At 23.7% G+C, this 22602-nt stretch carries 23 protein-coding genes and 3 tRNA genes; 14 read left to right on the forward strand and 12 right to left on the reverse strand.

What is annotated here, in order from left to right:
• The first annotated feature begins 217 nt into the window (after positions 1 to 217).
• The 3 genes from trxB to aspS all read left to right on the forward strand — a co-directional run bounded on the left by trxB (position 218) and on the right by aspS (position 3415).
• Complete coding sequence (trxB, locus tag BUAMB_RS01470; RefSeq protein WP_014500014.1) at positions 218 to 1177, forward strand: thioredoxin-disulfide reductase; 960 nt, start codon at positions 218 to 220, stop codon at positions 1175 to 1177.
• Between the two features lie 98 nt (positions 1178 to 1275).
• Positions 1276 to 1494, forward strand: a complete 219-nt coding sequence (gene infA, locus BUAMB_RS01475; protein ID WP_014500015.1) for a translation initiation factor IF-1 — start codon at positions 1276 to 1278, stop codon at positions 1492 to 1494.
• Positions 1495 to 1651: 157 nt separating this feature from the next.
• On the forward strand, positions 1652 to 3415 hold the full coding sequence (gene aspS / locus BUAMB_RS01480) for an aspartate--tRNA ligase (protein ID WP_014500016.1): 1764 nt from the start codon (positions 1652 to 1654) through the stop codon (positions 3413 to 3415).
• Positions 3416 to 3445: 30 nt separating this feature from the next.
• Here the strand turns inward: aspS and BUAMB_RS01485 are convergent, their stop codons facing one another.
• The 3 genes from BUAMB_RS01485 to pyk form a co-directional block, all read right to left on the reverse strand.
• Positions 3446 to 4234: a zinc ABC transporter permease gene (locus BUAMB_RS01485; RefSeq protein ID WP_014500017.1), complete on the reverse strand. Its 789-nt coding sequence runs from the start codon at positions 4232 to 4234 to the stop codon at positions 3446 to 3448.
• Between the two features lie 29 nt (positions 4235 to 4263).
• On the reverse strand, positions 4264 to 4980 hold the full coding sequence (gene znuC, locus BUAMB_RS01490; RefSeq protein ID WP_014500018.1) for a zinc ABC transporter ATP-binding protein ZnuC: 717 nt from the start codon (positions 4978 to 4980) through the stop codon (positions 4264 to 4266).
• Positions 4981 to 5466: 486 nt separating this feature from the next.
• Entirely contained in the window at positions 5467 to 6909 is a 1443-nt protein-coding gene (gene pyk / locus BUAMB_RS01495; RefSeq protein ID WP_014500019.1) for a pyruvate kinase, read from the reverse strand.
• Positions 6910 to 7203: 294 nt separating this feature from the next.
• Between pyk and zwf the strand changes: the two genes are divergently transcribed.
• From zwf to BUAMB_RS03125, 6 genes are all read left to right on the forward strand, one after another.
• Positions 7204 to 8682 carry a glucose-6-phosphate dehydrogenase gene (gene zwf / locus BUAMB_RS01500; RefSeq protein ID WP_014500020.1) on the forward strand — a complete coding sequence of 493 codons (1479 nt, stop codon included), beginning with the start codon at positions 7204 to 7206 and terminating at the stop codon, positions 8680 to 8682.
• A 167-nt stretch (positions 8683 to 8849) separates the two neighbouring features.
• Positions 8850 to 9728, forward strand: coding sequence for a protease HtpX (htpX, locus tag BUAMB_RS01505; protein ID WP_014500021.1), 879 nt, complete (start codon positions 8850 to 8852; stop codon positions 9726 to 9728).
• A 359-nt stretch (positions 9729 to 10087) separates the two neighbouring features.
• On the forward strand, positions 10088 to 10297 hold the full coding sequence (gene cspE, locus BUAMB_RS01510; protein ID WP_014500022.1) for a transcription antiterminator/RNA stability regulator CspE: 210 nt from the start codon (positions 10088 to 10090) through the stop codon (positions 10295 to 10297).
• 240 nt (positions 10298 to 10537) lie between these two features.
• Positions 10538 to 12106 (forward strand): TerC family protein, encoded by a 1569-nt coding sequence (locus BUAMB_RS01515; protein WP_014500023.1) that lies wholly within the window; start codon positions 10538 to 10540, stop codon positions 12104 to 12106.
• Positions 12107 to 12187: 81 nt separating this feature from the next.
• Positions 12188 to 12547, forward strand: a complete 360-nt coding sequence (gene tsaB, locus BUAMB_RS03120) for a tRNA (adenosine(37)-N6)-threonylcarbamoyltransferase complex dimerization subunit type 1 TsaB (protein ID WP_226988372.1) — start codon at positions 12188 to 12190, stop codon at positions 12545 to 12547.
• Positions 12534 to 12854: a hypothetical protein gene (locus BUAMB_RS03125; RefSeq protein ID WP_226988373.1), complete on the forward strand. Its 321-nt coding sequence runs from the start codon at positions 12534 to 12536 to the stop codon at positions 12852 to 12854. Before tsaB ends, BUAMB_RS03125 begins: the two co-directional genes overlap by 14 nt.
• Before the next feature lie 145 nt (positions 12855 to 12999).
• Here BUAMB_RS03125 and minE read toward each other — a convergent pair whose 3' ends face one another.
• The 3 genes from minE to minC are packed head-to-tail and all read right to left on the reverse strand — an operon-like array spanning position 13000 to position 14811.
• Positions 13000 to 13251, reverse strand: a complete 252-nt coding sequence (minE, locus tag BUAMB_RS01525; protein ID WP_014500024.1) for a cell division topological specificity factor MinE — start codon at positions 13249 to 13251, stop codon at positions 13000 to 13002.
• A gap of 4 nt (positions 13252 to 13255) precedes the next feature.
• On the reverse strand, positions 13256 to 14068 hold the full coding sequence (gene minD / locus BUAMB_RS01530) for a septum site-determining protein MinD (RefSeq protein ID WP_014500025.1): 813 nt from the start codon (positions 14066 to 14068) through the stop codon (positions 13256 to 13258).
• 26 nt (positions 14069 to 14094) lie between these two features.
• Positions 14095 to 14811: a septum site-determining protein MinC gene (minC, locus tag BUAMB_RS01535; protein ID WP_014500026.1), complete on the reverse strand. Its 717-nt coding sequence runs from the start codon at positions 14809 to 14811 to the stop codon at positions 14095 to 14097.
• 269 nt (positions 14812 to 15080) lie between these two features.
• On the opposite strand from minC, the gene rsmC reads away from it, so the two are divergent.
• Positions 15081 to 16103 (forward strand): 16S rRNA (guanine(1207)-N(2))-methyltransferase RsmC, encoded by a 1023-nt coding sequence (rsmC, locus tag BUAMB_RS01540; RefSeq protein WP_014500027.1) that lies wholly within the window; start codon positions 15081 to 15083, stop codon positions 16101 to 16103.
• 17 nt (positions 16104 to 16120) lie between these two features.
• On the opposite strand, the gene BUAMB_RS01545 is transcribed toward rsmC, so the two are convergent.
• Together BUAMB_RS01545 and BUAMB_RS03065 are read right to left on the reverse strand one after the other, a co-directional pair.
• Positions 16121 to 16205, reverse strand: a tRNA-Leu gene (locus BUAMB_RS01545).
• A 14-nt stretch (positions 16206 to 16219) separates the two neighbouring features.
• A tRNA-Cys gene (locus BUAMB_RS03065) sits at positions 16220 to 16290 on the reverse strand.
• A 126-nt stretch (positions 16291 to 16416) separates the two neighbouring features.
• Between BUAMB_RS03065 and BUAMB_RS01550 the strand changes: the two genes are divergently transcribed.
• Positions 16417 to 16501: transfer RNA gene (locus BUAMB_RS01550), tRNA-Ser, on the forward strand.
• Between the two features lie 93 nt (positions 16502 to 16594).
• On the opposite strand, the gene BUAMB_RS01555 is transcribed toward BUAMB_RS01550, so the two are convergent.
• The 4 genes from BUAMB_RS01555 to flgA all read right to left on the reverse strand — a co-directional run bounded on the left by BUAMB_RS01555 (position 16595) and on the right by flgA (position 20788).
• Positions 16595 to 17662 carry an OmpA family protein gene (locus tag BUAMB_RS01555; protein ID WP_014500028.1) on the reverse strand — a complete coding sequence of 356 codons (1068 nt, stop codon included), beginning with the start codon at positions 17660 to 17662 and terminating at the stop codon, positions 16595 to 16597.
• Between the two features lie 132 nt (positions 17663 to 17794).
• The gene (gene murJ, locus BUAMB_RS01560; protein WP_014500029.1) at positions 17795 to 19327 is read right to left on the reverse strand and encodes a murein biosynthesis integral membrane protein MurJ; all 1533 of its coding nucleotides are present in this window, start codon (positions 19325 to 19327) and stop codon (positions 17795 to 17797) included.
• A gap of 277 nt (positions 19328 to 19604) precedes the next feature.
• Complete coding sequence (locus BUAMB_RS01565) at positions 19605 to 20015, reverse strand: flagella synthesis protein FlgN (RefSeq protein WP_014500030.1); 411 nt, start codon at positions 20013 to 20015, stop codon at positions 19605 to 19607.
• Positions 20016 to 20104: 89 nt separating this feature from the next.
• A complete protein-coding gene (flgA, locus tag BUAMB_RS01570) occupies positions 20105 to 20788 on the reverse strand; it encodes a flagellar basal body P-ring formation chaperone FlgA (RefSeq protein WP_014500031.1) in 684 nt (227 codons plus the stop codon).
• A 271-nt stretch (positions 20789 to 21059) separates the two neighbouring features.
• Here flgA and flgB point away from each other — a divergent pair, with 271 nt between their 5' ends.
• From flgB to BUAMB_RS01590, 3 genes are read left to right on the forward strand one after another with little or no spacing between them, the layout of a single operon-like run.
• Positions 21060 to 21467 carry a flagellar basal body rod protein FlgB gene (gene flgB / locus BUAMB_RS01580; protein ID WP_014500032.1) on the forward strand — a complete coding sequence of 136 codons (408 nt, stop codon included), beginning with the start codon at positions 21060 to 21062 and terminating at the stop codon, positions 21465 to 21467.
• An 8-nt stretch (positions 21468 to 21475) separates the two neighbouring features.
• Positions 21476 to 21886: a flagellar basal body rod protein FlgC gene (gene flgC, locus BUAMB_RS01585; RefSeq protein WP_014500033.1), complete on the forward strand. Its 411-nt coding sequence runs from the start codon at positions 21476 to 21478 to the stop codon at positions 21884 to 21886.
• Between the two features lie 10 nt (positions 21887 to 21896).
• Positions 21897 to 22586 (forward strand): flagellar hook assembly protein FlgD, encoded by a 690-nt coding sequence (locus BUAMB_RS01590; protein WP_014500034.1) that lies wholly within the window; start codon positions 21897 to 21899, stop codon positions 22584 to 22586.
• Positions 22587 to 22602 lie beyond the last annotated feature (16 nt).

A 22602-nucleotide genomic window follows, 5' to 3' on the forward strand; every position in this document is an offset into this window, starting at 1 on the left:
TATTGAAATTAGTATGTATTTTACAAAATTCAAATAATTAAAATATTTTTATCATAAATAATTATTATGATCAAAATTATCAATATAATATGATTATATTATTGTTTTTAAAAACTATTTTCTTAAAAAAATTAATAATCAATATGCAAAAATAATAATATTTATTGTATGATAGTCAAATTAATCATAAAAACATTTATTTTATAAAAAATATCATATGAATAGTATAAAACATAATAAAATCATTATTTTAGGTTCTGGTCCAGCGGGATATACTGCTGGAATATATGCTTCAAGAGCAAATTTAAATCCAATTTTGATTACTGGAAATAATCCAGGAGGACAGTTAATGAATACCAATGAAATTGAGAATTGGCCTGGAGATATAGAAAAAATAAGTGGTTCAGGATTAATGAATAGAATGTATCAACACGCTAAACAACTGAATACTAAAGTAATATCTGATAATATAACAGAAGTCAATTTTACAAAAAAACCTTTTTACTTAAAAGGAGAAAAATATCAATATACTACAGATGCAGTAATTATTGCTACTGGAGCTACTCCAAGATATTTAGGATTAGAATCAGAAAAATTGTTTAAAGGAAAGGGGGTTTCAACATGTGCTGTATGTGATGGATTTTTTTATAAAAACCAAGAAGTTGCAGTAGTAGGCGGAGGAAATACAGCTATAGAAGAAACATTATATTTATCAAATTTTGTTCAAAAAGTACATTTAATACACCGACGTATGCAATTTAGCGCTGAAAAAATTTTATTAGATCGATTAGAAAAAAAAATAAAAAGTAAAAAAATTATTACTTACTTTAATTCTACTGTAACACAAATATTAGGAGATTTTAATGGAGTTACACATGTATTAATTCAAAATAAAAACAATCAACTAACAAAAACATTAAAAATTAAAGTCTCTGGATTATTTATAGCTATTGGATATATTCCAAATACAAATGTATTTAAAAATGAATTAAAAATGAAAAATGGTTATATTGAAGTAAAACAAGGTATACATGGAAACTATACAGAAACAAGTATACCTGGTATATTTGCAGCAGGAGATGTCATTGATCATGTATATAAACAAGCAATTACATCATCCGCTAGTGGTTGTATGGCTGCTTTAGATAGTGAACGCTATATAAATTCATTAGTTTAAAATTATTTTTATTTTCATGTATTATAAAATATACTAGTCAAGACGACTAGTATCTGATAATATTAATGATATTATATTACATTTTTAATGAGTAGAAAATGTCTAAAGAAGAAAACATTGAAATGCAAGGAACAGTAATAGATACATTGCCAAATACTATGTTTCGTGTAGAATTAGAAAATAAACACATTATTACTGCCCATATTTCAGGAAAAATGAGAAAAAATTATATTAGAATATTAACGGGAGATAAAGTAACTGTCGAATTAACTCCATATGATTTAACTAAAGGAAGAATTATTTTCAGAAGTCGTTAATATTATTATTATTTTTAAAAACATAATTAATATCTAAAAAATCAATTATATTCTAAAATAACATTCATCTCCTAAAAACTTATCTTTTAATAATCTACTTTAAAAAAATTCATTCAACTATTCTTATTAAAGAATAAGAAAATATTAAAGAAAACTTATGCGTACTCAATATTGTGGAAATATTCGAATAAATCATGTAAATCAAACAGTCATATTATGTGGATGGGTTAATAAAATACGAAATTTTGGACATTTTATTTTTGTTGATATGAGAGATTATACAGGTTTAATTCAAATTATTTTTAAGCTAAAAAATAAAACAATCTTTAAACAAGCTTTAAATTTAAAAAATGAATTTTGTATTCAAATTACTGGAATAGTTCAAAAAAGATCAGAAAAAAGTATAAATATCAATATGAAAACTGGAGAAATAGAAATTTTAGCACATGTATTAAACGTTTTAAATCATTCAGAAAATTTGCCAATAAATTATACAAATAATAATAATGATGATTTAAGACTGAAATATAGATATTTAGATTTACGTAACTTAAAAATTTTAGATAATCTAAAAAAAAGAAATCAAATAACTTATTTAATAAGACGATTTTTAACAAAAGCAAATTTTTTAGATATTGAAACACCTCTTTTGACAAAATCTACACCTGAAGGTGCTAGAGATTACTTAGTACCTAGTCGTAATCATCATGGAAAATTTTATGCATTACCGCAATCTCCACAGTTATTCAAGCAAATATTAATGATTTCTGGTATTGATAAATATTATCAAATCGTCAAATGTTTTCGTGATGAAGACTTGCGTTCAGATCGTCAGCCAGAATTCACACAAATTGATATCGAAGTATCTTTTATGAATGCAAAAAAATTACGTCATTTAATAGAAAAAATGATCATAAAACTTTGGTCACAAATTATCAATTTTAATTTGCAAAAATTTCCTGTAATGTCTTTTCATGAAGCAATTAAGAAATATGGATCAGATAAACCAGATTTAAGAAATCCAATTAAAATTATTGACGTATATAATATATTCAAACATGAAAAATATATTATTTTTTTTAATATCAATATTAAAAAAAATAATCGTATTGCATTATTATGTATCCCTCAAGGTGCATATTTAAGTCGAAAAAAAATTAATAATTATGTAGAATATGTAAAAGAATATGGTGCAAAAAAATTATTTTATATTAAAATCACAAATGATAGCTTCAATCATCAAAATATATCTAGTTCTATGAAAAATATATTAGATGCTAAAATATTACAAAAAATAATCAAAAAAAGTCAGGCAAAAATTGGAGATATTTTATTTTTAATAGCTGATGAAGATTATATTGTTAACAAATCTCTTCACATGTTACGTTTAAAACTAGGAAATGATCTAAATATTACTGATAAAAATAATTGGAAACCTGTATGGATTATTGATTTTCCTATGTTTAATAGAAATGTTCATGGAAAACTATCTTCTGTTCATCATCCGTTCACAGCTATGAAAAATATGGATATAGAACTATTAAATAATGCACCAGATCTTGCTATTTCAGATAGTTATGATCTTGTAATAAATGGTTATGAAATTGGTGGAGGTTCAGTTCGAATTCATAATGTTGAAATACAAAAAAAAGTATTTAATTTAATTGGAATTAAAAAATCTATTCAATATGAAAAGTTTGGTTTTTTAATAGAAGCATTACAATATGGAGCCCCTCCACATGCAGGAATAGCTTTAGGATTAGATAGAATTGTCATGCTATTAACAAAAAGTAATAATATTAGAGACGTCATTGCATTTCCTAAAACAACATCAGCAACTTGTTTAATGACTGATTCTCCTAGTATAGTTGAAAATTCAATATTACAAGAATTATCTATACAAATATCAAAAAAATTATAATATAAATTTTATTTTTAAAAACATATTTTCTTATACAAAATATTTTCTTATATTACTTAAAATACATAAACCAGAAGAAAATAGTACAATAGATGGACTAGCTGGTATATGTAAATAAAGAGAACATATAATTCCTCCCGTTACAGAAATCATACTAATTAAAATAGAAATAATTACCATATTTTCTGGTGAATCAGAAAAATGTTGCGCTGCTGCAGGTGGAATGATCAGTAAAGAAGTAATGAGTAATGCACCTACAAATTTAATAGATATAGAAATATTTAATGCAATCATTAACATAATCGTTAAACGAGCATAAAAAACATTTATACCATCTATTTGAGCTAATTCTTCATTAATAGTTGCAGATAAAATATAATGCCAACGACAATATAAAATAGTTGATATAATTATGCTATTTATGAAAATAATTATCAAATCATATCCTGTTACAGATAAAAGATCTCCAAATAAATAATGTGTAATATCTTCCTTATGATTAGCTGATATTACACTCATAAGAATAATACCCAAAGATAGTGCACTGTGTGAAATTATACTTAATATTGTTTCTATAGAAAACGGTAATAATTTTTCTAACCAAGCTAAAATAATTGCAAGTATACTCATAAGAAGAAACAATGTAAAAAATGAGCTAATATTAAATATGATAGATATCGCGATACCTAAAAGAGAAGAATGCGATAAGGTATCACCAAAAGAAGACATACGTCGCCATAAAATAAATGAACCTAATGGTGCTGTAGTTAAAGAAAGAACTATACCTGTTAACCATCCTAAAAAAATCAGTTTAAACATATAATTGCTCTTTTTTTACTAAAATTTATTCAAAAATCATGAATATGATTATGATTATGTTGATAAAATGCTAAATCTTTAAAACCTTTTAATCCAAAAATAGAAATAAATTCTAAATTATTGCGTACAGTTTCCGGTGTTCCAGAACAACAAATATGATTATTCAAACAAATCACATTATCTGTTTTAGCTGCTACAAAATTTAAATCATGAGATACAATGAGCACTGAACATTGTAAATCATGACGAATATCATTAATTAATTTATATAAAGTCAATTGCCCCATCACATCTAATCCTTGCATAGGTTCATCTAAAACAATTAGATTAGGATGATTCAATAAAGCTCTTGCTAAAAGAATTCTCTGTGTTTCTCCTCCAGATAACTCTTGTAATTGCCTATTTTTTAACATGTTTGCATTTACACGTTCTAATATGTTTGATATATTTATATTATTTTTTATTTGAGATAATTGCATAAAGCGATTTACTGTAATTGGTAATAAAGTATTTAAAGATAACTTTTGAGGTATGTATCCAATAGCTAAATGACGTTGACGAACAATTGAACCAGAATTAGGTTTTATCAGTCCTAAAATTACGCGTATTAAAGTCGATTTACCTGCTCCATTTGGACCAATCAATGTTAAAACTTGATTAGAATATACAGATAACGTTATATTAGTAAGTATAGAACGATTAGATAAATTCACATAGATATTTTTTAATTGAATAAATTTACACATGTCTTATAACTTATATTTGAAAAAAATATATTTTTTAAAAATTGTGATAAATATAACTTATCTTAAAATTAAAATTTTTGAAAATTAAATTACATACTAACTGCACAAAAAATATATTAATATTATTAGTTATAAAATTAAATTAAAAATTATTAAAAAAATATGTAGATTATACTAAATCTTTAATATCTTTGAAGATATATTTTATATAATTAACTTTCTGAATACAACTAGTCTGTAAATTTTATTTACTTAATTAACTTTTTTGATTTTAAAATAAAATATAGTTTAAAAAAAATATAAATACATTAATAAATCATTAGATACTTATTTATAAAAATCTGATTTCTTTAACAAGAAGAACTTCAATATAAAAATGTGTATATTATAAAATAATAAATAAAATAAATATTTTAAAATATTTTTATATTAGACTTAATATTAATTAAATATATACTGTGAAATAGTTAGTACTGTATTTTATGATTATGCAACTTTTAAAATTCTACTAGTATTAGTTTTACCTATCTTTCCCATAATATCGCCTTGCGTAATAATAACTAAGTCACCACTAAATAAAAAACCTTTATTGCATAAAAGCGTAATTGCTTCTTGAGAAGATTTAAATCCATCATTTTTACTATTAAAATATATTGGTGTAACACCACGATATAAAGTTGCTAATTTTAATGTTTTTGTATTTTTGGATAAAGCAAAAATAGGTAATCCTGATGTAATTCTAGATGTCATAAGTGCAGTTTTTCCAGATTCTGTCATAATAATAATAGCTTTAATACCTTTTAAATGATTAGCAACATACATGGCTGACATAGCAACTGCTTCTTCAATATCATTAAATTGTATATTAAGACGATGTCTAGATACATTAATGCTTGGAACTTTTTCTGCACCTTGACAAATTTTTGCCATTTTTATAACAGTTTCTGATGGATATTTACCTGATGCCGTTTCTGCTGAGAGCATCACAGCATCACTGCCATCTAAAACAGCATTAGCAACATCCATTACTTCTGCACGAGTAGGTAATGGATTCGTAATCATAGATTCCATCATTTGTGTTGCTGTAATAACTATTTTATTTAATTGTCTAGATGTTCTAATTAATTGTTTTTGAACACCTGCAAGTTCATAATCACCGATTTCTACTCCCAAATCTCCTCTAGCAATCATAATAGCATCTGATGCTAAAATAATATCTTCTATTACATGTTGATTAATTACCGCTTCTGCGCGCTCTATTTTTGCAATAATCTTGGCATTGCTTCCAGATTTTTCAGCCAATTGTCGTGCTTGTTTTAAATCTTCACTACATCTAGGAAAAGATATTGCTAAATAATCTACATCAATTTCTGTTGCAAGGATGATATCTTTTTTATCTTTATCAGTTAAAACATCAGCAGATAAACCACCACCTAATTTATTAATACCTTTATTATTTGAAAGAAGACCACCTATAATTACTTTTGTAATTATTTCATGATGTGCTACCTTAATTACTTTTAACTGTATTCTACCATCATCTAATAATAATATATCATTGATTTCTAAATCATGTGATAACTGTTTATAATCAATTCCTACTCGTTCTTGAGTTCCAAGATTATTTTCTAACATCGCATCTAAAATAAAAATATCACCAACATGTAAAAGAATGTGATTATTTTTAAATTTAGAAATACGAATTTTAGGTCCTTGTAAATCACCAAGTAATGCAATATGACAATTTAAATTTCGCATAATTGTTTTTACTTGATTTGCTCTCAACCGATGTTCATTTGCTGAACCATGAGAAAAATTAAATCGCAATACATTTGCGCCAGATCGAATAATTTTTTCAAGATTATTATTTATATCTGTAGAAGGACCTAAAGTAGCTATAATTTTTGTTCTTCTTAATCGATTTAACATAAAATATACCTTTAAAAAATATTTTTAAAATAACTTTTATTATTTTATATAAACTATCTAAGAAACAATATAAAATATTTCTTTTTCATTTATTAAGTTATTTAGTAAAATATCATTATTAACTTCAAACAAAAAATATTATTAAATGATATTATATTTTAAAAAAAAAATATATATACAAAATTATACTAATAAACAACATTTTAATAGTTTTGTCATAAGCAAAATATTTTTTTTAATTATTATATTAAATATTTGCAATTTATATTCAAATTTTTAAAAAAAGAGAATACTATGATAACAGAACAAAATCAGGCTTGTGATTTAGTCATTTTTGGTGCTAAAGGAGACTTAACAAAAAGAAAATTATTACCTGCTTTATATAAATTAGAAAAATCGAAAAAATTACATGAAAATATGCGTATTATTGCCACAGGACGTGCTAACTGGAGCACAGAAGATTATATAAACATCAAAAAAACAGAAATAAAAAATTTTTTAAAAGAAACAATTCAAGAGAACATTTGGAAAAAATTTAGTGCTCGTATAATTTTTTGTAATATTGATGTTAATGAAATATTACATTTTTCTAGATTAAAAAAAATATTAGAACAAAAAAATAATATAATAATTTATTATTGTGCGATCCCTCCTGAAACATTACATGCAATTTTTTCAGGTTTAGGAAATACAAATTTAAATTTTCCTTCATCACGTATTATTCTCGAAAAACCATTAGGAATTTGTTTAAAAACATCTCAAAAAATTAATAATCAAATTTCTAAATATTTTTCAGAAAAACAAATTTTTCGTATTGATCACTATCTTGGAAAAGAATCAATACTTAATCTTTTTGCTTTACGTTTTGCTAATTCATTATTATTTCATGATTGGAACAATAAGACCATTGATCATATTCAAATTACTGTCTCTGAAGAAGTAGGAATTGAAGATCGATGGAACTATTTTGATAAAATAGGACAAACAAGAGATATGGTTCAAAACCATCTTTTGCAAATATTAACAATTATAACTATGGATCAACCTAAAAATATTCAATCTGACACTATTAGAAATGAAAAAGTGAAAATATTACGTACACTTAATCCTATTAATACTGATAATATAAATAAATATACTGTTCGAGGACAGTATTCTTCTGGATTAATTAAAAATAAAAAAGTATCTTCTTATTTAGAAGAAAATGGTGCAAATACAAATAGTAAAACTGAAACATTTGTTGCTATGAAAATATATTTAAATCATGAAAAATGGTCTGGTGTGCCATTTTATTTAAGAACAGGAAAACGTTTAGCACATAAATATTCTGAAATAGTTATTGTTTTTAAAAAAAATCCTATACACTTGTTTAACTATTCTAATACAGAATTATTATCAAATAAATTAATCATACGTTTGGAACCTAATGCAAATATTCAATATGATATTTTAAATAAAATGCCAAGTTTAAAAAATAAATATAAATTAGAAATTCTTCAATTAAAATCTAATAATAATATCAATCAAAGTAATTCTAAAAATATAATTGATGCATATGAAAGATTATTATTAGAAAGTATGAGAGGAATACAATCTTTATTTGTCTCTCGTGATGAAGTAGAAGCATCATGGCAATGGATAGATCCAATTATTGATGGATGGAAACACGAAAAAAATAATAGTTTACAATTATATGAAGCTGGAAGTTGGGGTCCTAAAAGTGCAAATATGTTACTTTATTATGATCATCATGATTGGTATGAATTTCATTAAAGTGATTTAAAAAATTATCAATCTTGACTTAATTAAGATAAATGTGATAGGTTAATTTCATAACATTAAAAAATAATGTGATTTTTTTAAATTTATATATTAAAATATTTTAAAACTTAAATTTCCTTTAAACATTTTTTGTTGCTAATCGAGGAAGATAATATCTTATGATACGTATTATTCTTTTCTTATTAACTAATTTAGCAGTTATGTTAATATTTGGTCTGATTTTAAGTGTAACAGGAATTCAGTCCAATAGTATTTATGGCTTGTTAATTATATCAAGCTTATTTGGTTTTAGTGGATCACTTTTATCTTTACTACTTTCTAAATGGATTGCATTACGATCAGTAAATGGTCAAATTATTGTTCATCCTCAAACTGAAATAGAAAGTTGGTTAATTAATACTGTACGTGCACAATCTATTCAAAAAGGTATTATTATGCCTCAAATTGCAATTTATGATGCTCCTGATATGAATGCATTTGCAACAGGAGCACGTCGTAATTCTGCTTTAATTGCCGTGTCTACAGGATTATTAAATAATATGTCTCCACATGAAGCAGAAGCAGTTATTGCTCATGAAATTAGTCACATTGCTAATGGTGATATGATTACCATGACATTAGTTCAAGGTGTTATTAATACCTTTGTAATTTTTACATCGCGTCTACTTTCACAAATTATTAGTGGTATTTTATCGAATAATCGTAATGAAAATAATGTTGAAGAAAAAAATTCTTTCACATACTTTTTAATTTCTACTTTTCTTGAATTAGTTTTTGGTATTCTAGCTAGCATAATTACTATGTGGTTTTCTAGACATCGTGAATTTTATGCAGATGCTAGTTCTGCAAAAATGGTCGGTCGTGAAAAAATGATCTCAGCTTTAAATCATTTAAAACTAAGTCATGTGCCTCAAGAATCTGATAGTATGATTGCATTTTGTATAAATGGAAAATCTAATTCTTTTTTTAAATTGTTTTCATCACATCCTACTTTAGAAAAAAGAATACAAGCACTTCATGATCGAGAATATATGTAAATAAAAAAATAAATATAATACTCTTCTTAATAGGAATATATTTTATATTTCTATTAAGAAGATACGTTTAAATAAATTTATTAAACAAATTTAAACTTGACTTTATATATAAAAATCATTTAACATATAAAATATTATGCTTTTTATTATAAAATTTTAATTATATAATTAATTTTTAAGATAAAAATAAGTTACAATTCTGTTTATGCATGGAATATTAAAATTAAAAAGTTTAGAGTAAAGACGTTAAAAAAAAGCTTCTCTTGGCCAATCTTAAATTCATGTTCATGCAGTAATGTTTCCTTTTTATCCATAATTATTGACAATAAAACTATAAAATATTTTGAAGGATGTTACAAATGACTAAGATTAAAGGTCAAGTTAAGTGGTTTAACGAATCTAAAGGTTTTGGTTTTATTACACCATTAGACGGAAGTAAAGATGTTTTTGTTCATTTTTCGTCTATTCAAGGAAATGGATTTAAAACATTAACTGAAGGACAAAATGTTGAATTTGAAGTTCAAGATGGACAAAAAGGTCCAGCTGCAATAAATGTATTTTCTATATAAAATAAAATTAAATTCAATGCAATATTCAAAGTCTTCTGTAAAAAAAATCAGAAGACTTTATTTTTTATCTTTCTGAAAAGTAGAATGTATATTTTCATTAATCAATTTAATTTTTATATCATTTGAAACAAATAATTTTATAAATACATTCTCTCAAAATATCATCTTATGATCTATTTTATCAAAACATTTAATCTTATATAATATAGATATACCCTATTTTTTTTACGGAGTTTTCTGATGGAGTTTTCTTTAGCCCTTTCAACTTGGGCTGGATTATTAACATTAGTTGTCTTAGAAGTAGTATTAGGGATTGATAATTTAATATTTGTAGCAATTTTATCAGAAAAATTACCTCCTAATCAACGAGATAAAGCACGTTTAATTGGTTTAGGACTAGCTTTAGTAATGCGTTTAGCATTATTATCATTAATATCTTGGGTAGCAACTCTTAATTCTCCTATTATCAATAACCAATTTTTTGTTTTATCAGTACGTGACATTATTCTTTTATGTGGTGGTTGTTTTTTATTATTTAAAACTACAATAGAATTGCATGAAAGATTAGAAAATAATTATCATGAAAATGCAGAAAATAAAAATTATGCAGGTTTTTGGGCTGTAGTTATTCAAATAGTTATATTAGATGCAGTTTTCTCTTTAGATGCAATAATAACAGCAGTTGGTATGGTTAATGAATTATTAATTATGATGCTGGCAGTAATAATCGCAACAATACTTATGTCGTTTGCATCTAAAAAACTAACTAATTTTGTTAATCTTCATCAAACCGTTGTTGTATTATGTCTTAGTTTTTTACTCATGATAGGTTTTAGTTTAGTTACAGAAGCATTAAAATTTTGTATTCCAAAAGGCTATTTATATGCTGCAATAGGATTTTCTATCCTAATTGAAATTTTTAATCAAATAGCTAGTCATAATTTTATGAAAAATCAATCTAGAAGACCTATGCGACAAAGAGCAGCAGAAGCTATTTTACGTTTAATGATTAAAGAAAAAAATAACAATCAAACAACTAAAAATGCAACACAAAATAATAAAAAAGAAATCAATTCTGCTGAATCTGAAAAAGAAAAAGAAACATTTAAAGAAGAAGAAAAATATATGATCAATAGTGTGTTAACACTAGCTGGTCGTTCTATTAGAAGTATTATGACTCCAAGAAGTAATATTTCTTGGGTAAATACAGAAAAAAATATTGATGAAATTCGCATACAATTATTAGATACTCCACACAGTTTATTTCCAGTATGCAAAGGTGAACTAGATGAGATAATAGGTATTGTGCGTGCTAAAGAACTATTAATTGCCATTGAAAAAAAAATAGATGTATATACCTTTGCTAGTAAAATACCCCCTATTATTATTCCAGATACTTTAGATCCTATTGATCTTCTTGGTGTTTTACGTCGAGCTCAAGGTAGTTTTGTAATTGTAAGTAATGAATTTGGTGTAGTACAAGGATTAATTACTCCATTAGATGTGTTAGAAGCTATAGCAGGAGAATTTCCAGATGCTGATGAAACACCTGATATTATACAAGAAAATAATAGTTGGTTAGTAAAAGGTGAAACAGATTTACATTCTTTACAACAATTGTTAAATACTAAAAAATTAATTCAAGAAAATAATTATGCTTCTTTAGGAGGTTTATTAATTGCTCAAAAAGGTCAATTACCTATTCCTGGAGAAGTAATTTATATTGATCCTTTTCATTTTCATATTGTAAAAGCAACAGAATATCGTATTGATTTAGTAAGAATTATAAAAAATCAAGATGAATGTTAATACAATTTAAAAAAATTAAAATATTATCTTAATAAATTATCAAATTATTTATAATATTACATTAATGCTTTGAGAAAAAATATGTCTAATATAATTTTATCAATTGATAGTTCTACAGATTATTGTTCAGTTGCTATATATAAAAAAAAATATATTCATCACTTAAAAGAAAAATGTAAAAATAAACATACAATCACTATATTACCTATGATTCAAAAAATATTGCTTCAAACACAAACAACATTAAATGATTTAAGTTATATTGCTTATACAAAAGGACCTGGTTATTTCACAAGTATACGTATTGCTGCTGGAATTGCTCATAGTTTATCAATTAGTTTAAAAATTCCTATTATTAGTATTTCTACTTTAGCTATTATGGCTGAAAAAGCATGGCGAAAATATAAAAAAAAAAATTTTAGTTTTAATGCAAGCAACTAAAAAAGAATGTTATTGGGCTGAATATACAAGAAATACACAATCTGTATGGATAGGAGAAAATACTGAATCTTTAATATTAAAAAAACTTATTTTAAATAAATTAAATATTTTAAAAATATCATCAACGATAATTAGCAATATTCCTGAACTAATTGAATTACAAAATATTTCAAATATCAACAAAAATTATTGTTTTGTTCCTGAAGCACAAGATATAATTCCATTTGTTTTATTAAAAACTAAAGAACACAAGAATTTTTATAAAAAAGATGATGATCTTAATTATTTATATAATTTTTTAAAATAATTTTTAAAAATTATAATATACAGTTTAAAAAACAATTAATACTGAAATATTTAATATACTTCAGTATTAATTGAATGAAATGAATATTACATTTTTTTAATATATTTTAATATTAATTTTTTAATTATTTTTTTTATTTGAAATGTTAATCTGGTAAAACAATATTTAATTCTAATATAGAGATATCTTCATTTTTTTGTTCTAACTGAACAGTCACCATATTTGGTTCTATATTTACATATTTACAAATAACAGATAATATTTCTCTTTTTAATTGTGGTAAATAATCCGGTGCATTATCATATCTTCTTTGTTCTGCAACGATGATTTGTAATCTTTCTTTAGCAACATTAGCGGTATTTTTGTTCCGGGATAAAAAAAAATCTAATAAAGCCATACTCCTATCTCCCGAATAAACGTTGTAAAAAACTTTTTTTTTCTTCTTCAATAAAACGGAACTGATGTTCTTCTCCTAATAATCGATTAACAGTATCAACATAAGCATGACCTGCATTCGAATGCATATCTAATATTATAGATTCTCCTTGATTAGATGCACGAAGAACTGATGCATCTTCTGGAATTACACCAATTATAGGAATTTGAAGAATATCTAGAATATCTGTCATGCTTAACATCTCTCCTTTTTTTACACGAGTAGGATTATATCTTGTTAACAAAAGATATTCTTTGATAGGAGTTATGTTTTGTTTAGCTCTTTTTGATTTAGAAGAAATAATTCCTAGAATTCGATCAGAATCTCGTACTGAAGATATTTCAGGATTAGTAGTGATAATAGCTTCATCTGCAAAATATATTGCTAAAATTGCACCAGTCTCGATACCTGCTGGTGAATCACAAATAATAAAATCAAATTCCATTTTTATCAGTTCATTTAAAACTTTTTCAACCCCAATACATGTTAAAGCATCTTTATCTCGGGTTTGTGATGCTGGTAAAATAAATAAATTATTAGTTCTTTTATCTTTAATTATAGCTTGATTTAATGAAGCATCACCTTGAATAACATTGATAAAATCATATACAACTCTACGTTCACATCCCATGATTAAATCTAAATTTCTTAACCCTATATCAAAATCTATAACAATTGTTTTTTTTCCTTTTTTTGCTAAACCAGTTCCAATTGCTGCACTTGAAGTAGTTTTACCCACACCTCCTTTCCCTGAAGTTACTACAATAATCCGTGTCATATATAAATGTCCTTAAAAAAATATACTTAACTGAGAAAATTTATAGTTAAAAATTTATTTTTTAAGTAAATTTGAGCTGATTTCCCAATAAATTCTATTGGTATTTGATCTAATAACCAATATTCACCAGATATAGAAACTAATTCAGCAAATAATTCTGTACAAAATATTTTTCTTGTTCTATCTCCATTAGCTCCTGCAAGTACTCTTCCACGAATTGTGCCATAAATATGAACGTTACCATCTGCTACTAATTCTGCTCCTGCGCTCACATTATTAATTACTATTAAATCAGCATGTTTTGCATAAATTTTTTGACCAGAACGTACCGGAACATCTATTATGTGTGTTTTTTCTATTTTATTAATACTTTCTTTTTGTATATTTTTTTGAGCATTAATAAAATAATCAGAAATTAAATCTGAATTAATTGTTTTTTTTTCTGATAAAATAGGTAATCCTGAATTAATAATATTTTTTTTTAATATGTTGTTATTTTTACAACCAGTAACTCCTACAATTAAAAAACCATGAGAAATAATAATTTCTTTTATTTTATCCCAATTTGCTACATGGCATAAACTTGAAACATTTACAATGACAGGTGCATTTTTAAAAAATTTTGGACATTCTTGAATTTTTTTATATAATGATTTATTAATTAAATCTACATTTTCATTATTTAAATATAGTACTAATAATGTAAAATTACTGCCTTTAATTTCAATAGATTTTTTTTCCATTATTATTGCTCGATAATATTTACTTATATCTATAGCATATAAAATCTACATAAAACATAAATTTAATTCTTAATTTCTTATTGAAATATATAAAATTATATGCGATTAAATTATAATATAAATTATATACGATAACAATTTCTATTTTGTATCAAAAAAAAATAATATATATTATAAATAACATTTAATGTATAAGAATAACTAAACAAAATGCATTTATAAAAATCATATATAATCTATTTAATTATTAAAAAAGGAAAATTATTCCCTTGTTATTATCTCAAAATAGTCAACTAATATTACGCAATAAAAATATTTTTAAAACAAAAAAAGTGTTTTTTTTTGGAAGCATTCAAGATGATTACCCATTATATTTAAAAACAATTAGTACTATAATAAACCTTAAAAAATATAGCGATTACATTATCTTAAAAAAAAAAAAAAAAATAAAAAACATAGAGATTAAAAATTCGTTTTTACTGTCAAAAGAAATAATTAAAGACTGTAATACAGTTATTTATTACTGGCCTAAAGATAAATCTGAAGCAAAATTTCAATGCATGAATCTTATGTCTCATGTAAAAATAGATACTGAAATATTTATTGTAGGTCATAATTCTAGTGGTGTAAAAAGTGCTTTTTTAATATTAAAAAAATGGATTATATTAAATAAAATAGATAATGCGAAGCATTGTATCTTATATTCAGGCATTTTAAAAAAAAGAACAACATTTATTTTAGAAGATTTTTATAAAATACATGTATGGAAAAATTTATTTATAAAATCATTACCAGGTGTATTTGGACATAAAAAAATAGATGAAGGTAGTAAATTACTTGCCTCTACTTTTATATCTAATTCTCATTATAGAGAAGTTTTAGATATTGGTTGTGGAACAGGATTTTTAGCAGTATCTATATTGTATTGTTCGCCTAATGCTATTGTATCATTAGTTGATGATAATATTACTGCATTACATTGCAGTCGATTAACACTACATGCGAATAATTTTACAGGAGAGATAATACGCAGTGATTTATACTCAAATATTTTAAAAAAATTTGATTTAATTATATCCAATCCACCTTTTCATGATGATTTGAAAATTACTTTTAAATTAATAAAAAACATGATATTTCACTCAAGAATATATTTAAAAAAATCAGGAGAATTAAGGTTTGTAATAAATAGATGTTTTAACTATCATTTTATTTTAAAAAAATATTTTAAAAAATATATTATTTTAAAACAAACAAATACTTTTACAGTATATCAAGCTTTTGTAAATTAAATTATTATGTTTTTTATTACCCGGAGCGGGACTTGAACCCGCAAAGCTATTAAAGCCGAGGGATTTTAAGTCCCTTGTGTCTACCAATTTCACCATCCGGGCAGAAAATTTTTTAGAGGCGTATCCCGGAATCGAACCGGGTTATACGGATTTGCAATCCGCTACATATCCAATCTGTCAACACGCCCATGCTCTTATTATAAAAAAAAAAAATAAAAATTACAATAGAAAATTTATTTTTATTAAAATTGATTACAAATAAAAAATATCTTTACAATAAATAGTATAATGATTTACTATATTAAAATTAATCGGAGAGATGGCCGAGTGGTTTAAGGCAGCGGTCTTGAAAACCGCCGACGAGAAATCGTCCGAGAGTTCGAATCTCTCTCTCTCCGTAAATTAAAAAAAATATATAATTATTTTAATTTTTATAAAAAATAAAATATTTGTTTTTTCAAAAAAAAAATAAATTATATATCAAAAAATTTTTATTCAATATTAGATAATACTTCAATTTCTACACGACGATCAGGAGCTAAACAACTAATTAATAAAGATTTATCATCTATATCATTACATACTTGATCAGTTAATGAATATAGTTCTCCAACACCCCGAACGATAATTATATCTCTAGAAAACCCTTTAGATGTCAAATAATTCTTAATACTATAAGCACGATCTTCAGATAATTTTTGATTATATTTTTTATTTCCTATTTTATCTGTATGACCTAAAAGAATAATAGAAATATCTTTTAATTTCATTTTTCTAATATCTTCACTTAATTTATTAAGTTTATCATAAGCATTAGGTTTTAATTCTGTACTGTCAAATGGAAATGTAATATTTTCATTTAATACGCTATATTGTGTATTTAAAAATTCAGGATCATAAGATGAAAAAATATCATTTGTATTAGATTTTCCAAACTTCCATCCAATCGAAAAAACAGCATCCCCTAAATCTGGTTTAATAGAATGATTTATAATATTTTTAAAACTATTTTTCCAATTATAATCTAATCGAGTAATTAAAGAATCATTAAAAACATATTCAGCACCTAACGATAAACTAGACGATAATGCAGAATCTTTGGAAAAGATATTAGTAAAAACATTTTTAGATATAAGATCATTCCAAACAATTTCTCCACCTAATTTAGTATATAAATTCAACTCGTCTATAATTGGATATGATAATTTTGTTGCTATTTTCATAGTATTATGTTGCATAATACTTTTATTTTTTTGAAATATGAGATGAGGAAAAAAACCATTAGTATTATTTTCTACTTCTAAACTGAAATACGGATTAAATTGATATCCTAAAAATAAACCTAGAATTGGTGCACTCAATTTATTGGATAAAATATCGTCTAAAATATTTTCTTTTTTAATTTTAAAAATATTTATATTTCCTGTAAAAGGATTGACATTAGACCATCCCATTTTAGTGCCCATGTACCATCTATTTTGATTATTTTCTTCAGCATAAACAGAGGTAACTAAGCTTGCTAATAAAAAAAATATAATAGCATAAGCTTTTTTTTTCATTATAAGACTCCATTTTTGAGCGAAATTATAAATAATATAATATAAATATGTTTATTATATAATAAATATTATATTAATAATATATTAATCATGACTTATAATTAATACATTATTAATATAATAATACTATATTTAAACAGTTTGATAATAAAAATTTAACCAACGAACTCCTAAAACATGCAATGTCAATAAATATCCAAAACTAGACATTATCATTATAAAACATAAACGTATAATTTTATATAAGAAAGATCCGATGCTCCAAAACGGCATAATTTTTAATAAAGATATTAATATTAAAGACATGATTAATGTTGCAATAATGACATGAATTAAAAAAATAAATTCATCAAATTTAAAATTTATAATATTTTTTTTTTGCAATTTCCAATAAAGCAATAAAAAATTGATCCAACTTGATATACTCAAAGATAAAGCAAGGCCGGCATGTTTAAAATAAAAAATTGAAATCGGATTAATTAATTGAACTAATATCAGTGTTAATAATGAAAGTTTTATTGGAATATTCATTTCTTCTTGTGCATAAAAAGCTAAAGTTAAAATTTTTACTAAAATAAAAGCAATTAAACCAAAAGAATATAATTTTAGTACCTGTACTGTCATGAGAACATCAAATTCTGTAAATTTTCCATATTGAAAAAGCACTATAATTATTGGTTTAGCTAAAAAAAATAACATTAAAGCACTAGGCATAGATAAAAGTAGACCAATTCGAATACCCCAATTTAATAATCTTTCATATTTTAAATTGAATCTTTTTTTAAAATATTTAGTAAGAGGTGTAAATAAAATAGTACTTAATGATACACCTAAAATACCTACAGGAAATTCTATTAATCGATCAGCATAATATATCCAAGATATTGATCCTGAACTTAATAAAGAAGCAAAAATAGTATTAATTACTAAAGATATTTGATTAGCAGATATCCCTAAAATAGCAAGCCCCATCTTTTTTGCAACTCTTATAAGACCGACATGATAAAAATTAATTTTTGGGATAACTAACATATTTATTTTATATAAAAATGGTAATTGATAGAATAATTGAATAAAACCACCTACAATTACTGCCCATGATAAAGCAATAATTGACGGATCAAAAAAAGAACTAAAAAATATAGAAAAAATAATCAAACTAATATTTAAAAATATTGGAGATAAAGCTGGAATACAAAAATAACTCCAACTATTTAAAATAGATGTATATAATGAAGACAAAGAAATTAATAAAACATAAGGAAACATGATGATTAATAAATTTGAAGATAAAATTAATTGATCAGATTGTTTTGAAAAACCTGGAGCAGTTATGTTAATTATATATTGAGCAAAAAAACTTCCAAAAATAATTATTAAAAGTAGCACAAAAATTATACAACCAGAAATAGAAGCAATAAAATTTTGCATATATATTTTGCTTTTTGTAATTTTATACTCTATAAATACAGGTGTAAAACATTGAGCAAGAGCACTTTCAGAAATACGACGTAATAAATTAGGAATTTTAAAAGATATAAAAAAAGCATCGGTATAAACAGATACTCCAAATATACTAGCAATTAAAATATCACGAATAAAACCTAAGATACGAGATATTAAAGTCATAAAGCTAACAGATATAAAAGATTTTAAAAGATTCATTCTAAAATAACCTATATAGTCTAAAAAATATTTTAATTTTTTCTCATCTCAATATTTCAATAAAATAAAAATTTAAAATAATTTTCATTTGAGATTACTCTAAAATAAATTTTTAAAATATGTATTTTAGTTAAATAATTAATTATTTAAACAAGTCATTTTTTTAAAATAACAATATTAATTTTATTTAAAGATAAATTTTTTAGAAAAAATAATTTTATTCAGAAATAATTATGATATTTTTTTCTAAAATTAGTTTGAAATTGAACTTTTTAAATTAAATTTTTAAATCATTATGATAATTATCAGATATAGCTATTTTATGTGCTATACATAATTCTAAAAAATGTTGATTCAAGTAAAAATTTTGATTCATAATAATTTTATTTTTACGATTTAGATCTCTTAATAAAATACATTTTTCATGGATATTTTTATTATAATCATTTAGTTTTTTTAAATTTATATTTAAAGTCATAAATACAGAATTATTTTTTTCAAAAAGAATTTTTTCTTGATTTAAAATCAAAAATTTTTTAAATAACTTCTCTTTTCTTTTAATAATAGAGTCTAATATATGTACATTATTATTGATTTTTAATAAGAAAAGATGTTCTTTTTTTAGTAAAGTTTCTATTAAAAATAGTACTTTTTCTATTTTTTTTAAAATATTTATTAATTCTTTCATAGTTATTTTTACAACATTATTTACATAAAATATTTAATATATTATCTTTGCATAAAGATATAATTACATCAATAAAAAAAGAATATTTTTTAAATAGAAATAATTACTTCACCTTTTTGATTTACAAAACCATTAATAATTTTACCAGTACTCGTTTTTACACGTATTTTGTCGTTTTTAGCTCCATTATTTAATGCTTTTCCTTTGGTAGAAATAGTAAAATTACTACCTTGAATAATAATATCTACTTCTTGATTAATATGTACTAACCAAAATGGACGAGTCATAAATGAAGTGATAGTTTGAAATGGAAAAAAATCACGTATATTCACTCTACCTATTACATCTTTTTTCTTTCGATAAGTATGATTAGGTAATTTATCTACACGTCCTATTAAAATTTTTACATCTGATTCTTTTATGATCATACCGTGCGGTATATATTTACTTGCAACAACATATTCTCCTTTAGATTGAATTTCTACTGTTAAATAATATGTTAATTTATCGCATGTTAATAAAAGATCAACAAGTCCGAAAGTGTGCGTATTCTTTAAAAGAGAAAAAACAGGTTTTGGACAATATTTGATCTTTTTATTTAATGGAGTATGTATGATCACATAAATATCATCTTTATTAAAAAATTTTTCTTGTTTTAAAAAATTTTTTATTTGTTTAGTTAAAATAAAAGAATCTGTTTTATTAATCGAAGCAGAAAAAGATTTGACTGAACAGAGCACAAACAATAAAATCAAGTAAATTATTATCTTCATGAATTATTTTTTCCTTAATCTTTAGTTTTACAATATATTATTTGTATTGCATTTTATTTTAATTTATATTTATATTTTTTAAATCATTCTCTTATATAGAAACTATATAATAGTTATGATAAAAAATGTTTTTTCTTTTAAGAAATGTAAAATATTCAATCAAATGAAAATTTTTTATAAAAAAAATAGATATTCTAAAAAAAACAGAATAAAATATTGCTTGAAAATTTTTTAAAATAAATATCAATATCATTTTATAAGGATAAAAAATATGTTTGATAAAATCAATCACCTATTTGATTTTAGTCAACAAGCGTTAAACTTATATGCTAAAAGACAAGAAATTTTATCTTCTAATATTGCTAATGTTGATACACCTGGGTATAAAGCAATAGACATTAATTTTAAAAATGAATTAAATAAAATGTTAAACAAATACAAAAGCAATATATGTGTTCATTTAAAAACAACTTCTCCCTATCATTTTCATACTAAATATAAAAATAATTCTTTTGTAAATACTATACCTGTATTGACTAATCAAATAAAAAAAGATGGTAATACAGTAAATATAGATCGAGAACGAATTGAATTTCTTAATAACAGTTTAAAATATCAAGCTAGTTTAATTTTTTTAAAAAATGAAATTAAAAACATAATCAGTGTAATAAAAGGATAATTTAAATTATGTCTCTTTTAAATATATTTAATATTGCTGGATCAGGCATGACGGCGCAAGCAGAAAAAATAAGCGTTATTGCTAGTAATTTAGCCAATATAGACAGTGCAGTTTATAAAAATGGAAAATTTTATCCTTATATCGCAAAGCAAGTAATTTTTTCATTAGAAAATTTTCAAAATTCAGATATAGGAGGAGTAAAAATATCTCAAATAGTCGATGATCCAAGTCCTATGAAACTAATATATGATCCTCATAATCCTATGGCAAATAATAAAGGTTATGTTTTAAAATCAAATGTCAATCCTATTTCAGAAATTATAAATAATATCTCAGCATCAAGAAGTTATCAAGCTAATGTAGAAGTATTAAAAACAGTAAAAAACATGATTATAAAAACATTAACACTTAGCGAATAACAGGATAAACATGAGTACTATTCATATTAATCAACCTATAAATAATCATTTTATACAACCTAACCATGATTTTCCAAAAAACTCAACAGATCCATCTAATCCATTAAATTTACAAAAAAATTTTTTAACGCTATTAATTACACAAATTCAAAATCAAGATCCTACTAATCCTATTAAAAATACTGAATTAACATCGCAATTAGCTCAAATTAACACAGCTAATGGTATCGAAAAATTAAATAATGCTGCAAACAAAGTATCAAATCAAATTAATAGTATGACAAATATTCAATTAAATTCGTTAATTGGACATCACGTAATGACACCTAGTCATCAAATCATACATACTGAAAACATTCCAACAAAATTTGGCATTGAATTAATTAGTCATGCTACTTCGATAAAAATAAATATTTTAGATAAAAATAATAAAATTTTATATGAAAAAATAATAAAAGACCAAGAACCTGGAATATATAATTTCTTATGGGACGGAAAAGATTTAAATAATAACATCATGCAAACTGGGAAATATTATATTACCGCAACAGCTAAAAATAATAATCAAAATGTTCCTGTAGAAACCTTATCAGAATCTTTAGTAAATAGCATTATAACATCATCTACTAATGATTCTATCATCGATTTAGGTCCAGCAGGAAATATAAAACTATTTGATATTCGCGAAATTCTTACATAACAATAATCTTTTTTAA

It is taken from the genome of Buchnera aphidicola str. Ua (Uroleucon ambrosiae), from assembly GCF_000225465.1.
In the GTDB taxonomy this organism is placed as follows: Bacteria; Pseudomonadota; Gammaproteobacteria; order Enterobacterales; family Enterobacteriaceae; genus Buchnera; species Buchnera aphidicola_B.